Origin of the sequence: Staphylococcus sp. GDY8P54P, assembly GCF_017892645.1 — a bacterium.
GTDB lineage: Bacteria > Bacillota > Bacilli > Staphylococcales > Staphylococcaceae > Staphylococcus > Staphylococcus ureilyticus.
On the sequence record NZ_JAESLN010000008.1, the window covers coordinates 158,677 to 172,787 of the forward strand.

General features: G+C 33.3%; 12 protein-coding genes and 1 riboswitch. Of the genes, 7 read left to right on the forward strand and 5 right to left on the reverse strand.

Going from position 1 to position 14,111, the window contains the following annotated elements; genetic code table 11:
* Positions 1 to 129 precede the first annotated feature (129 nt).
* Both KA883_RS03030 and KA883_RS03035 read right to left on the reverse strand, forming a co-directional pair.
* Positions 130 to 795: a DNA-3-methyladenine glycosylase family protein gene (locus tag KA883_RS03030; RefSeq protein WP_046206712.1), complete on the reverse strand. Its 666-nt coding sequence runs from the start codon at positions 793 to 795 to the stop codon at positions 130 to 132.
* 12 nt (positions 796 to 807) lie between these two features.
* Positions 808 to 1,161: a DUF488 domain-containing protein gene (locus KA883_RS03035; RefSeq protein ID WP_046206713.1), complete on the reverse strand. Its 354-nt coding sequence runs from the start codon at positions 1,159 to 1,161 to the stop codon at positions 808 to 810.
* A 142-nt stretch (positions 1,162 to 1,303) separates the two neighbouring features.
* Between KA883_RS03035 and KA883_RS03040 the strand changes: the two genes are divergently transcribed.
* The 5 genes from KA883_RS03040 to KA883_RS03060 all read left to right on the forward strand — a co-directional run bounded on the left by KA883_RS03040 (position 1,304) and on the right by KA883_RS03060 (position 6,795).
* Positions 1,304 to 1,735 carry a 6-pyruvoyl trahydropterin synthase family protein gene (locus KA883_RS03040; protein WP_046206714.1) on the forward strand — a complete coding sequence of 144 codons (432 nt, stop codon included), beginning with the start codon at positions 1,304 to 1,306 and terminating at the stop codon, positions 1,733 to 1,735.
* Between the two features lie 315 nt (positions 1,736 to 2,050).
* Complete coding sequence (locus tag KA883_RS03045; RefSeq protein WP_210139858.1) at positions 2,051 to 3,094, forward strand: PTS sugar transporter subunit IIC; 1,044 nt, start codon at positions 2,051 to 2,053, stop codon at positions 3,092 to 3,094.
* Between the two features lie 513 nt (positions 3,095 to 3,607).
* On the forward strand, positions 3,608 to 4,321 hold the full coding sequence (locus KA883_RS03050; protein ID WP_046206716.1) for a transglycosylase family protein: 714 nt from the start codon (positions 3,608 to 3,610) through the stop codon (positions 4,319 to 4,321).
* A 122-nt stretch (positions 4,322 to 4,443) separates the two neighbouring features.
* Positions 4,444 to 4,556: riboswitch (SAM riboswitch) on the forward strand.
* 62 nt (positions 4,557 to 4,618) lie between these two features.
* A complete protein-coding gene (locus tag KA883_RS03055) occupies positions 4,619 to 5,782 on the forward strand; it encodes an aminotransferase class I/II-fold pyridoxal phosphate-dependent enzyme (protein WP_210139859.1) in 1,164 nt (387 codons plus the stop codon).
* 14 nt (positions 5,783 to 5,796) lie between these two features.
* Entirely contained in the window at positions 5,797 to 6,795 is a 999-nt protein-coding gene (locus KA883_RS03060) for a D-lactate dehydrogenase (RefSeq protein WP_046206718.1), read from the forward strand.
* Between the two features lie 68 nt (positions 6,796 to 6,863).
* Here the strand turns inward: KA883_RS03060 and copZ are convergent, their stop codons facing one another.
* The 3 genes from copZ to KA883_RS03075 form a co-directional block, all read right to left on the reverse strand.
* Positions 6,864 to 7,070, reverse strand: coding sequence for a copper chaperone CopZ (gene copZ, locus KA883_RS03065; protein ID WP_046206719.1), 207 nt, complete (start codon positions 7,068 to 7,070; stop codon positions 6,864 to 6,866).
* 56 nt (positions 7,071 to 7,126) lie between these two features.
* A complete protein-coding gene (locus tag KA883_RS03070) occupies positions 7,127 to 9,511 on the reverse strand; it encodes a heavy metal translocating P-type ATPase (RefSeq protein WP_046206720.1) in 2,385 nt (794 codons plus the stop codon).
* A gap of 176 nt (positions 9,512 to 9,687) precedes the next feature.
* Positions 9,688 to 11,142 (reverse strand): SulP family inorganic anion transporter, encoded by a 1,455-nt coding sequence (locus KA883_RS03075; protein WP_064209231.1) that lies wholly within the window; start codon positions 11,140 to 11,142, stop codon positions 9,688 to 9,690.
* 235 nt (positions 11,143 to 11,377) lie between these two features.
* On the opposite strand from KA883_RS03075, the gene KA883_RS03080 reads away from it, so the two are divergent.
* Positions 11,378 to 12,139: an ABC transporter ATP-binding protein gene (locus KA883_RS03080; protein WP_046206722.1), complete on the forward strand. Its 762-nt coding sequence runs from the start codon at positions 11,378 to 11,380 to the stop codon at positions 12,137 to 12,139.
* The gene (locus KA883_RS03085) at positions 12,129 to 14,015 is read left to right on the forward strand and encodes an FtsX-like permease family protein (protein WP_210139860.1); all 1,887 of its coding nucleotides are present in this window, start codon (positions 12,129 to 12,131) and stop codon (positions 14,013 to 14,015) included. The genes KA883_RS03080 and KA883_RS03085 overlap by 11 nt, the downstream gene beginning before the upstream one ends.
* Positions 14,016 to 14,111 lie beyond the last annotated feature (96 nt).

Below are 14,111 nucleotides of genomic sequence, written 5' to 3' on the forward strand. Positions count from 1 at the left end.
AATATTTTAGCCTATCACGGCACAATTTACCAAATAATGTAATGATAACAATGTGGTAGAACAAAATTATTTTATATAATTTTGTTCTACCATATTGAAGGCATAGTTAGGAACTATAAAATTAACTTATTAAGAAGTTGATTTATCTATAACTGAGTCAATAGAATCGTAATTTAATAAATTTCGATGAATTGCTTCCCACAAGTAAAATGCTCCATATGAAGCATATGGATGCCATTGTTTTGCACAGAGAGTGAGCTGTTTTTTTCTTTCTGCGGTTGAGGTTTGATATAGCCATTGTGCAGCTCTCTGTAAACCTACATCAAAAATGGGCAATATATTTTCGCGTTTTAATGTAAAAATTAAAAATATTTCTGATGTCCAACGACCAATCCCTTTGACCTGTGTTAAAACTTGTTTTACAGTTTTATCATCTAATTCATGTAAATTAGCAAAATCCAATTTATTTTGTTCTATATATGCAAGCAAATTTTGAATATAGTTGATTTTAGTTTTTGAAAGACCAATATGTTTCATTTGTGTTTCCTTCAAACTTAAAATCGATTCAAGGGTCCATTGATTGTGTATAGCATCTGAAAATTTTTGGAAAATTGCTGAAGCGGCAGTATTGGTAATTTGCTGTCCAATGATAGAACGAATTAACGATTTTAGCGGATTGGTACGTAGTGTTATTTCTATGTTGCCAATTTGCTTTATAAGTTTTGCAAGTGTCTCATCTTGATTCATAAGTGTTTGTACAGCCGGATCATTTATATCAATTTGCCACTGAGTCATCGTACTCACACCTTATTGTAATAATTGTTGCAACACAATTGCTTGGTTATGTTGCTCATCTTTTGCACCATATAGCAAAATGACATCTTGCTTACTGTTAGCAATAATATCTTGCAATTCATTAAAAGCTTCTTGTTGTTCCTCATTTTCACGTAATTCTTTCTCGTATTTTTCTTTAAATGCAGCATAAAGTTGAGGATCGTGATTAAACCATTTTCTTAACTCGGATGTAGGTGCAATATTTTTTAGCCAATGGTCTAAATTGGCCTGATCTTTTGATATACCTCTTGGCCAAACACGGTCTACAAGTACACGAACGCCTTCTTTAAGTGGTTTTTCATAAATGCGTTGTATTTGAATAGTCATAAAATACTCCTTTAATTTGAATTATTTCAATTATTTTTCTATAGCCTAAAATTTAATATTAAAAACATCAGAGGTCTCAGAGGTCATATATTCTACCTTAAAGGGTATAGATAAATATAATGCTGAAAAGGAGATTTTAACTATGACGAATTTTGATCAAGTACAACCACCCGAACAATTTAAATACCGTAGTAATGCAGTGCTTATTAAAAATTATTATGAATTCACTTGTGATAATCGAATATATTTCAGTCAAACAGCACACAAAGATTTAGCAAATCAACATTATAAGTTCGATATTGAAATTTTATCTGAAATAGACGATACCGGATTGGCATTAGATTTTAATGAAGTAGATAAAATATATAATCAAAAAATCGCAACTTATTTGGATGGTCAACTCGTTAATGAAACATTGCCATCAATGAATACAACTGCTGAAAATATTGCCTTTTGGATATGGGAACAATTTGAGCAACACTTGCCAGAGCAAAATACACTACAAAAGCTAGAATTTTTTGAGAATGCAACACAAGGTTTAGTATTGACGCGTGAATTCATGGACGAAAAATAAGGTATGTTAATAACACGGTTTCATCAATAATACGCATGTACTAGAGTATGTTAAATTTTAGCGACAACAAGGTTTAATATCGTTTTGAATAGCAACCAAAGTATACGGATAGACAAGTTCATGCAATAGATATGAATGTCTGTCCGTATTTTGTGTGCAATTTTTGTGATTTGTAAGCATACTGTAGAGTTGGAAAATTTTGAGAATATACTTAACTACATTTTTAATTTGAAATGGAAAATTTTACACAAATAAATATTCTGAAAATTGCGATAATATGGTATATTTTATTTATCACAACATAGGAGGCACACAATGATCAAAGTAAGTCCGAAACAATTTATTAATAATGTATTATCTGGAGTAGCAATTGCAATTGTTGCTGGGCTCATACCTAATGCTATTTTAGGTGAGGTGTTTAAGCTTTTAGCGCCGAAACATGCCATTTTTGAATCTTTACTACAGGTTGTTTTAGGTATTCAATTTACAGTTCCACTATTGGTAGGTGCTTTGATTGCAATGCGCTTTAGTTTAACGCCTTTAGCGACCGCTGTAGTTGCTAGTTCAGCTTTTGTTGGCAGTGGTGTTGCGCAATTTAAAGATGGCGTATGGGTACTTGCTGGAGTAGGAGACTTAATTAATACAATGATTACAGCAGCAATTGCAGTATTTTTTATATTGGTAATTGGTGAACGTTTTGGTAGTCTCACATTGATTATTTTACCAACCATCGTTGGTGTAATTTCAGGTTTGATTGGTTTGACGTTATTACCATACATACAATTAATTACGACTGGTATCGGTAACTTAGTTAATACATTTACAGAATTACAACCTATCATCATGTCAATGCTTATTGCACTTGTCTTTAGTTTCATCATCATTTCACCAATTTCTACAGTGGCTACAGCATTAGCTATTGATATTAGTGGTTTAGCAGCAGGTTCAGCCTCATTAGGTATCGTAGCATGTGAAGGAGTTCTCGTGGCAGGTACGATGAAAATAAATCGATCAGGTGTACCTATCACAATATTTTTAGGTGGTGTAAAAATGATGATTCCTAATATGGTTCGACATCCTATCATTTTATTACCTATCTTTACCAATGCGCTAATCACTGGTTTTTTTGGTGCATTGCTAGGTATTGCAGGTACCAAAGAATCTGCAGGTTTTGGTATCATTGGACTCGTTGGGCCAATCAGTGCATTTAGACATATGGAAGCGCCGTTACTACTTAATCTATTATATGTATTTATCGCTTTTTTTGTCGTTCCGTTTATGATAGGTTTCTTAATCCATATGTTCTATATGAAAGTTTTGAAATTATATAATAAGGAAGTATTTAAATTTTTAGCATAAAATAAGCAGATATATGCTTGATTAATGTAATATATTGAAAATACGTATAGTTAAAATGTAAGAGAAAACATTAAAAAAGGCCTCAAATCAAAGGTCTTTTTTAATTTTGTACAAAAAAATTTGCAAGTTTGACCCCAATATATAAAAAAGATATCGAAATATATTATTACAGTTATGTAACAAAACGGTTGTTTGTAATTTTTCAGACAATATAAAAAATGAAGTGGTTCAAGTGAAAATACTTTTTTTATGCCAGTATTCATAAATCGTATGAGCAATAATAATTATTTGAGAACGTTGTATAAAATGATTACAAAAGATTGCAATGTTACAAATCAGAATAATTTTTGTAAAGTTTTGTTATGTAAGTGTAATATGTTTGATAAAAATATGTGGTATATTAACTATGGTCAAAAAACAAAACATAAAATTTAAAGAATTTTAGCAAATACGACAAAAAAATTATCGAAAATATATTTTATTAGAAATTAAATTTGGAGGATTTATTTTATTATGAAAAAATCAATTTTAGCTTCATCATTAGCAGTAGCATTAGGCGTAACAGGATATGCAGCAGCATCTGACAACAATCAAGCTCACGCTTCAGAACAAAACATCGACAAAGCACATTTAGCAGAATTAGCATTAAATGATTCAGCTGAATTAAATCAAAAACCATTACACGCTGGTGCGTATAACTATAATTTTGTACTAGATGGTAACGAGTTTAATTTTACATCAGACGGTAATACATGGTCATGGGAATACCATGCAGTTGGTGCACAAGCTTCAACACCTAACACTACACAAGATGTAAGTTCAGAAGTTAGTGTTAATACAAATGAAAAATCTGCAAGTGAAGTACGTTCACAACAATCATATACTGCTCCAGCAGCAGTAGAAGCACCAAAAGCTTCAGCAACTACAAATGTTAGAACAGCACAAACAAGTGCAAAATCTACATCAGTGACTACAAATACGTCAAGTATTGATGCAATTGCTAATCAAATGGCATCGCGTACTGGTGTGTCAGCTGCGCAATGGAAAGGTGTTATTCAACGCGAAAGCGGTGGTAATGCAAATGCTGTTAATGCTTCATCTGGAGCATACGGATTATTCCAACTATTAGGCCATGGCGAACATTCGGGTATGTCTGTTCAAGACCAAATTGATACAGCAGTTGGAGTTTATAAATCACAAGGTTCTGGCGCTTGGGTTGGTTGGTAAGATTCAATCAAAAATTAATGTGATAACTATATAGAAAAAGAGTGACTCAAGCGAGTCACTCTTTTTTTATATTGACATGTTAGAATATTCTGATAAAATTAATATTAATTTAATTATAAAGTAACTTATCCAGAGAAGTGGAGGGACTTGACCCGTTGAAACTTCAGCAACAGACTTATCTATTATCATAAGTACTGTGCTACATTCAACAAGTAAAATACTTGATAGATAAGTGTCATGTGAGAGCTATATGTCACTTAAGGGGCATATAGTTTTTTATTTTAAGGAGGACTTTTAATGGTAATATCAGATCGATTATCACAAATTCCGGATAGTTACTTTGGCAAAACGATGGGGCGTAAAATAGAGCCTGGTCCTTTGCCATTGATTAATATGGCAGTAGGTATACCTGATGGTGCAACGCCTAAAGGTATTCTTGATTGTTACGCAGAAGCCATCTATAAACCAGAAAATCAAAAATATGTCGCTTTTCATGGGAAAGAAACATTTAAGCAAGCAATCGTGGATTTTTATAAAAGACAATATGAGGTTGAATTAGATAAGGATGAAGAAGTTTGTATCTTATATGGTACGAAAAACGGCTTAGTCGCTTTGCCTACATGCATCGTTAATCCAGGGGAAAATGTGCTGCTTCCTGATCCAGGTTATACAGATTATTTAGCAGGTGTATTATTGGCAGATGCTAAGCCACAACCACTTGTGTTAAAGCCACCTTATTATTTGCCACAATGGCATACGATAGATAAAGATGTCTTATTGAATACGCGCTTAGTTTATCTAACTTATCCAAATAATCCTACAGGTTCAGTTGCTACAAAAGATGTGTTTGATAAAGCAATTAAACAATTTCAAGGCACAAAAACTAAAATTGTTCATGATTTTGCCTACAATGCATTTGGTTTTGATTATAAAAATCCAAGTATTTTACAATCAAAGGGTGCTAAAAACTTAGCAATAGAAGTTTTCTCTTTATCAAAAGGATATAATATGTCAGGTTTTAGAGTTGGTTTTGCTGTAGGAAACAAAGATATGATACAAGCATTGAAAAAATATCAAACACATACGCACGCTGGTATGTTTGGTGCACTGCAAGATGCGGCTACCTTTGCTTTAAATCACTATGATGATTTTCTCTTGAGTCAAAATGAAATATTTAAAGTTCGTAGAGATAAGTTCACTGCTAAATTGAATGCAGTGGGAATCCCTTTTGAACCGATGAATGGTGGCATATTTTTATGGTTGAAAACCCCTAAACATTATGATGGTGAAACATTTGAAACGTATTTATTAAAAGAAAAATCCATTTTGGTTGCGCCAGGTGTTCCATTTGGTGAACATGGGCGGCACTATGTACGTATTTCATTAGCAGTGGATGATGATAGCTTAATGGAAGCCGCAGAACGCATTCAATCATTAAAACATTTATATGAAGCAGATTAGGAGTGAAACGATTAATGAAAAGCATTAAACTTTTTGGTGTCAGAGAAGAAGATATCCCTTTTATTAATGAATGGTCAGAAAAAAATCAGGTTTTAGTAGATTTAGATAGTGACATTTTATCTTTGGAAACGGTAGATCGTGTCAAAGGTTTTGATGGGGTATCATTGTCACAACAAATTGAATTAGATGAAACAGTATATAAAAAATTACATGATTATGGCATTAAGCAAATTGCTCAGAGAAGTGCTGGATTTGATAGTTACAATCTTGAGTTAGCTAAGCAATATGAACTAGTTATAACCAACGTACCTTCATATTCTCCAAATTCAATCGCTGAATATACCGTATCCCAAGCATTAAATTTAATTAGAAATTTTAATGATATACAAAATAAAACTGCAACATATGATTTTAGATGGCAACCAAGTATTTTGTCACGTTCTATAAAAGATTTAAAAGTTGCAGTTATTGGTACAGGTCGTATTGGTTCCATTGTTGGTAAAATTTTTGCAGAAGGTTTTGGTTCAGAAGTAGTAGCATATGATATTGAACCTCAAATTTCATGCGAAGCGTATTTGACATATCAGGAAAGCATGAGTGAAGCAATTAAAGACGCGGATATTGTCACTGTACATATCCCAGCGACAAAGGATAATACATATTTGTTTAATGAGACAGTATTTACAGAAATGAAAACTGGTGCCGTGTTTATTAATTGTGCGCGCGGTACGATTGTTGATACAAAAGCGCTTATAGATGCATTGAATAGTGGGAAATTAAAAGGAGCAGCATTAGACACTTATGAAGGTGAGAAAGGCTTATTCCCAAGTGATCAACGCAATACACAATTGGATGATGCAGTATTAGTTGAATTGATAGAGCGACAAGATGTCATTCTATCTCCACATATTGCTTTTTATACAGATGCAGCTGTGAAAAATCTTATTGTGGATGCGCTAGATGCAACATTAGAGGTAATATATACAGGGGATAGTAAACTTCGCGTTAATTAAATAGGTAATATAAAAACAGGGCTAAGACGTTTGATTTCGTCTCAGCCCTTATTTTATAAATGTACAGGTTATTTAGCATCATAGCCTTGATCTTCGATAGCATCTTTCATGCTTGTCATTGTAACTTTATTGTCGTCAAAATTGACTTCAACATTACCAGCCTCAAGGTTTACATCAGCTGTTGATACGCCATTTAGATTCGTCAGCGCAGATTCTACTGCATGCTTACAATGATCGCAGCTCATGCCATCAACTTTAATTGTTTCTGTTGCCATAAGAATCACCTCCTTAAATTAAGGATATTTATTATTAGTATTATTACAAAATTGAGTTATAATTTCATTCGTTTTAATCTAAGCGAATTGGTTACTACACTTACGGAGCTTAATGCCATAGCTGCGCCAGCTACCCATGGTGCAAGTAAACCTAAAGCGGCAATAGGGATACCGGCAACGTTATAGCCGAACGCCCAAAATAAGTTTTGTCTGATATTGCTTATCGTTGAATTACTAGCTTTGATTGCTTTAGGAATTAATAATAATTCTCCGCCTAAAATAGTGACATCCGCTGCTTCTATTGCTACTTCTGTACCTGTACCAATAGCAATGCCAATATCGGCTTGAACTAATGCTGGTGCGTCATTAACGCCATCTCCAACCATAGCAACAATTTTATTATTATCTTGTAGTTCAGCGATTTTTGAAGCTTTTTCTTCTGGTAATACTTCTGAAATTACAGCGTCTATACCTACTTGTTTAGCAATCGCTTGTGCTGTTCGTGCATTATCTCCTGTAAGCATTGTTACGGAAATACCTAATTCGTGTAGTTGTTGTATTGCTTCCTCGGCAGAGTCTTTGACTGTATCAGCGACTGCAATCACACCTTGCAGTGTTTGATTAATAGCAATGAGCATAGCCGTTTTACCTTCGTATTCATATTTAACTAAATTATCTTCATACATTGAAACATCTATATGCGCATCTTTCATAAATTTACGTGTGCCAACAAATACGTCTTGGTTATGAATCTTTGCTTGAATGCCGTGTCCAGGTACGGCTTCAAAAGCAGATGTTTCTAATAAGTCGATGTTTTTTTCATTTGCATAATTGACGATTGCTTCAGCTAATGGGTGTTCAGAATCTTTTTCTGCGCTAGCTAATAGTTGTAGGGTTTCATTATTACCCTCAAAATCAGTCACAATTGGTTTACCGTTTGTGATTGTTCCTGTTTTATCTAGAACAACTGTATCGACTTGGTGCGTACGTTCTATGTGCTCGCCGCCTTTAAATAAAATACCATTTTCAGCAGCCTTACCAGTACCCACCATAATTGAAGTGGGTGTTGCGAGGCCCAATGCACATGGGCAAGCGATCACTAATACAGCGATTGCTGCTACAAGCGCAGGTTCAAATTGGCCCGTTTGAACAAAAGCAATCCAAATGATAAATGTGAGTATAGCAATGCCTACGACAATAGGAACAAAGTAACCAGAAATCGTATCAGCTAAACGTTGTATAGGCGCTTTTGAACCTTGAGCGTCTTCAACTACTTTAATAATAGAAGATAAAGCAGTGTCTTTTCCTACTTTTGTTGCTTCTATTGTAATCGTACCGTTTTTATTCATTGTTGATCCTATCACATTATCGTTTAATGTTTTTTCAACAGGGATAGATTCACCGGTTAACATAGATTCATCTATCGCAGTCATACCTTTAATTATTTGACCATCAACTGGTATTTTTTCTCCTGGTTTTACTTGTATATAATCTCCCACAACAACTTCACTGAGTGGCACCATCTGTGTTTTACCATTTCTGATTATACGTGCTTCTTTGGCTTGTAAGCTTAACAATTCACTTAAAGCATTGGTAGTTTGTGTTTTGGCACGACTTTCTAAATATTTACCAAATAAGATAAGTGTTATTAATACGGCACTCGTTTCAAAATACAAATGAGGTGTATCATTTGTATTGTTCAACCATTTTATCATTTCATAAATACTGTAAAAGAATGCTGCGCTCGTACCTAAAGCAACTAATACGTCCATATTGGCTGAGCCATTTCGTAGATTTTTATAAGCGCCTACATAAAATTGCCAACCAATTATAAATTGAACAGGTGTAGCTAATATGAATTGAAACCAGGGATTCATTAAGAAACTCGGTAATGGTAGTCCGAATAAATGGACAAACATCGTCAATAATAAAGGTAAAGAAAGGATGGCTGAAATGATTAATTTGTTTCGTTTCCCTTTTAATTCTTGAGCTTTGCGTGAATTTTTTTCTGAAGGAGCTGCTTTGGTTTTTGCATCATAGCCGATGTTTTGTATTTTCTTTATCAATTCATCTATAGATGTCACTTCTGGATTATAATTTATCGTTGCATTTTCGGTTGTGAGATTGACGTTGGCTTGTTCAACACCGTCAGTGCGATTAAGAACTTTTTCAATACGATTTGAACATGCAGCGCAAGTCATACCGATGACATCTAAATCAGCTTTTTCAGTGACAACATCATAACCTGTATCTTTAATTTTTTGAGTTAAAGCATCGATTGAAGTATGATCTGAATTATATTCAATCGTTGCTTTCTCGGTTGTGACATTGACATTTGCTGTGACATCTTCCATTTTATTTAAATTCTTTTCGATACGGTTTGCACACGCGGCACAAGTCATGCCCGTAATGCCTAGTGTCGTTTTTTTGTTGTTACTCATCTCAGTGACTGCCTCCTTTTGTTTTATAGATTTATAACGAAACGCTATTTGTATGTCATCTGTTAAATTTAATATACCCCCTATAGGTATAAAAGTCAATGTGTTTGTTTGAAACAAAATAAGCTAACATCAGTATGTATGTAACAAGTGATGTTAGCTTATGATTTAAATCAAAGTTATATTAGATGTTGCTGCTGATTGACTTTGCTGAGTTCAGAAACAATTTTACGGCTGTCTTTATTAAGATGTTTTACATAAATCATATTATTTTTCTTTTTATAATTTTCTATTAAAGTATCTATTGCATTGACAGCTGAATCATCCCATAGATGTGCTTGGCTAAAATCGAGATAAATTGTTTGATCTCTTATTTCTAAATCTAATTGATTCATTAAAGAATCGATAGAGACAAAGAAAATTTGTCCTTTAACTTTATAATAGACGTGATGATTTTGTTCCTCATATTGGACAGAAACATTGGATATCTTTGTAGCAAAACATAATGCACTGATGATAACACCAACAATGACGCCAAGCGCTAGATTACTTGTGAACAAAACGATAACGACCGTTAATATCATCACAAATGCATCAGAACGTGGGGCTTTTTGAATAAATTTAAATGATCCCCAGTTAAATGTACCTACCGAAACCATCACCATGATGCCTGCTAAAATTGGCATTGGAATTTCAACAACCCAGTCACCAAAGACCATAATTAAGATAATTAAAAATACACCCGCTGTAAATGTGGAAAGTCGTGTGGTTGCACCTGAGCGCACATTAATAACCGACTGTCCAATCATAGCACAACCTCCCATTGCACCGAAAAAGCCTGTGATAAAGTTTGCGATACCTTGTCCACGAGCTTCTTGATTCTTGTTGCTATAACTATCGGTTGCCTGATCGACGATGCGTGAGGTTAATAAGCTTTCTACAAGACCTACGATTGCCATTGATATGGCATAGGGAAATATAATTTTAAAAGTCTCCATATTAAATGGTACATTTGGGATTATTAATTGCGGTAAGCTTTTTTTAATTTCGCCTAAATCTCCAACCGTTTTAACGTCTGCCCCGGTAACTAAATATGCGATTGTTAATACGACGATAGCAATTAATGGTGCAGGTATACGATTGAACACACGAGGTAATAAATAAATGATTAATAGTGTGATAATGACAAATAAGTATGTAGGCATGGAGATACCAAAGATATGTTTAAGTTGTGTCATAAATATCATTATAGCTAATGCGTTCACAAACCCAATCATTACAGAATTTGGAATAAATTTCATAAGTCTACCTATTTTCAACAACCCAAAGATGATTTGAATGATTCCCATTAAAATGGTGGCAGCAAGTAAATATTGAATACCATGATCTCGAACTAATGGCACAATAACTAAAGCAACAGCACCAGTAGCAGCTGATATCATTGCGGGTCTACCCCCAACTAATGAAATGACAACAGCGATGATAAACGAGGCATATAATCCAACCATTGGATCTACACCTGCAATGATAGAGAATGAGATTGCTTCAGGAATTAACGCAAGTGCTACAACAATACCTGCTAATATATTTGTACCTGGTGCAGTGAGCCATTCTTTCTTTAATTTATTTAGCATAAACTGTGCTCCTTTATTAAAAGTCAATTTTAATAGTATAGCACATAGCATAAAAAAAGTTTATAGTACTTTATGACAAAAAAATTTAAAAAAATATAATTTATTACGAAATAAACATGTGACAGTTTTGTAATTTGAAAATATGTATTTGTTAGTAAAATCAAACGAGAAAATAAAGTGAATTCGCTATGATACAAATATAAATAAAAGTAAAGTGATTGAAGGAGTGTAACACATGTCTATTCTTAAAGTAGAAGGATTAACTAAAAATTATGGTAATAAACATAGAAAACAAGAAGTACTCAAAGGCATAGATTTTGCAATAGAAAAAGGTGAATTTGTGACGATTATGGGGCCATCAGGCTCTGGAAAAACGACATTGCTTAATGTGATTAGTTCCATAGATTATATAACGAGTGGTACTGTTGAAATTAATGGTCATCAAATTAATAAAATGAGTAATAAAGCATTAGCAGACTTTCGTAAAAAAGAAATAGGTTTTATTTTCCAAAATTATAGTGTGCTTAATACATTAACTGTTAAAGAAAATATAATGTTACCACTATCTATTCAAAAATTATCTAAACAAGAAAAAGAGCAAAATTATAACGAAGTCACGCAAGCATTAGGTATTAGTCAACTGGGCCATAAATATCCAAATGAGATATCTGGAGGACAACAACAACGTACTGCTGCGGCAAGGGCTTCAGTACACAAACCTGCTATTATTTTTGCAGATGAACCAACAGGTGCCTTAGATTCAAAAAGTGCACAAGACTTACTAAACCGTTTGGAAGAGTTAAATCAAAAGACGAATGCTACCATCGTAATGGTCACTCACGACCCCGTTGCAGCTAGTTATTCAAATCGTGTCATTATGCTAAAAGATGGTGATATACATTCAGAAATATATCAAGGTGAGGATAGTAATCAAGCATTTTATAAAAACATCATTCACATGCAAACTGCCTTAGGTGGTGTGGCAAATGAATTTTAATCAAATCGTTATCAAGAATTTAAGGAAAAACGTTAGACATTATGCCATGTATTTATTTTCCTTAATTGTCAGTATCGTTTTATATTTTAGTTTTGTAACTTTAAAATATACAAATAGTATTAATAATGAGCAATCATTAAAGACAATTCAAAAAGGTTCAGAAATTGGCGCAGTATTTTTATTCTTTATAATTGTTATATTTTTAATGTATGCAAACCAACTATTTATTAAGCGTAGAACGCGTGAATTTGCGCTGTATCAATTGATTGGTTTAACAAGAAACAACATCATGAGAATGTTAGTCATTGAGCAAGCGATGATGCTTTTATTAACTGGCGTTATCGGCATGATTATCGGCATATTTGGTTCGAAATTGCTGCTGATGATCGTGCTCAAAATATTAGACATCAATATGAGCGTATCCTTATCGTTCCAATTGCCAGCAGTCATACAAACATTGATGCTTATTGTGGTGTCATTTGTACTCATACTCATACAAAGTTTTATCTTTTTACGTAAGCGTAGTATTTTAATGATGATGAATGACAATGCACGCACAGAAGCAACCAAATCTCAAATCACTGTGATCGAAGTGATCTTCGGTGTGTTAGGTATTGTGATGATTGGTGTAGGATATTATATCTCAACAGAAATGTTTGGTAAGTTTCTCAATATGGTTATCTATTCACCATTTATCATTTTATTTTTAACGGTGTTAGGGGCATATTTATTTTTCCGTAGTTCCGTTTCGCTTATATTTAAAACGTTAAAACGTTCAAAAAAAGGCAATGTGTCAATCACTGACGTTGTGTTTACATCATCTATCATGCACAGAATGAAGAAAAATGCATTATCATTAACAATCATTGCAACTATTTCAGCAGTAACCGTAACGGTATTATGTTTTGGTGCAATTAGTAAATCAACGATGGATGAAAATACAAAGTTAATGGCACCTCATGACTTAAATTTTAAAGATAGTAAACAAGCAAAACAATTTGAAAGTAAATTACAAAAAGCACACATTGAAGTAAAGAAAGACTATAAAGAAGTGACACGTGGCGATATATTAAATGATCAAGTATTTCAAAAATCAAATATGGGTAATATGAAAACCTTGTTTGTTACGAGCAATCAATACTTTAATGATAAAGCAGTTTCTGGAAATAAAGCTAAATTGATTAACTTAGCAGCTGGTTCTGGAATAGTAAAATATGATTTAAATAAAGAGATTCAGTTAAAAAATAGTCATACGGAAACATTCAAGGTGATTGGCGACAGTAATAAAGCGACATTTATGAGCGAAGTAAGTTATGGTGGTCCAGTATTATTAGTAAGCTCGGATAAATATGAGCAAATCAAGCAAGAAGGTAAAGAAACGAATAAACAATACGGTTATGATTTGAAACATCATACAGATTTGACAAAAGCAACGAAAATTGCAAAATCTATTGAACCGAGTATCCAATCACAAGGTATGATAAAACAAGAAATGAATGAAAGTGTCGGCATTTTATTATTTGTCACTTCATTTTTAGGTTTGGCATTTTTAGTGGCAGCAGGGTGTATTATTTATATTAAACAAATGGATGAGACTGAAGATGAAATCCCGAACTTTCGCATTTTAAGAAAAATTGGTTATACTCATCAGGATATGTTGAAAGGACTAGGGTTAAAAGTAACTTTCAACTTTGGCTTACCTTTAGTTGTGTCACTGATGCATGCTTACTTTGCAGCAAAAGCTTTTATGGGTATTTATAATGCGACAAGTATGACACCAGTTTATGTTGTCATGATAGTATATTCAATTGTGTATTGTATATTTGCAATTATGTCTTTTATACATTCAAGCCGAATTGTAAAACATTCAATTTAAAAAATAAAACATTCTATTAATAAGCTTAAATAAAATGCTGTGAATGAAGTTATAAACATATAACATGATTCACAGCATTTTTAATTTATGTATCGG

What these genes read in the sequence shown, in the direction of transcription:
- KA883_RS03030 (WP_046206712.1), bottom strand. Translation starts at nt 795, where the DNA reads ATGACTCAGTGGCAAATTGATATAAATGATCCGGCTGTACAAACACTT.
- KA883_RS03050 (WP_046206716.1), top strand. Translation starts at nt 3,608, where the DNA reads ATGAAAAAATCAATTTTAGCTTCATCATTAGCAGTAGCATTAGGCGTA.
- KA883_RS03040 (WP_046206714.1), top strand. Translation starts at nt 1,304, where the DNA reads ATGACGAATTTTGATCAAGTACAACCACCCGAACAATTTAAATACCGT.
- KA883_RS03035 (WP_046206713.1), bottom strand. Translation starts at nt 1,161, where the DNA reads ATGACTATTCAAATACAACGCATTTATGAAAAACCACTTAAAGAAGGC.
- KA883_RS03085 (WP_210139860.1), top strand. Translation starts at nt 12,129, where the DNA reads ATGAATTTTAATCAAATCGTTATCAAGAATTTAAGGAAAAACGTTAGA.
- copZ (WP_046206719.1), bottom strand. Translation starts at nt 7,070, where the DNA reads ATGGCAACAGAAACAATTAAAGTTGATGGCATGAGCTGCGATCATTGT.
- KA883_RS03055 (WP_210139859.1), top strand. Translation starts at nt 4,619, where the DNA reads ATGGTAATATCAGATCGATTATCACAAATTCCGGATAGTTACTTTGGC.
- KA883_RS03045 (WP_210139858.1), top strand. Translation starts at nt 2,051, where the DNA reads ATGATCAAAGTAAGTCCGAAACAATTTATTAATAATGTATTATCTGGA.
- KA883_RS03070 (WP_046206720.1), bottom strand. Translation starts at nt 9,511, where the DNA reads ATGAGTAACAACAAAAAAACGACACTAGGCATTACGGGCATGACTTGT.
- KA883_RS03060 (WP_046206718.1), top strand. Translation starts at nt 5,797, where the DNA reads ATGAAAAGCATTAAACTTTTTGGTGTCAGAGAAGAAGATATCCCTTTT.
- KA883_RS03080 (WP_046206722.1), top strand. Translation starts at nt 11,378, where the DNA reads ATGTCTATTCTTAAAGTAGAAGGATTAACTAAAAATTATGGTAATAAA.
- KA883_RS03075 (WP_064209231.1), bottom strand. Translation starts at nt 11,142, where the DNA reads ATGCTAAATAAATTAAAGAAAGAATGGCTCACTGCACCAGGTACAAAT.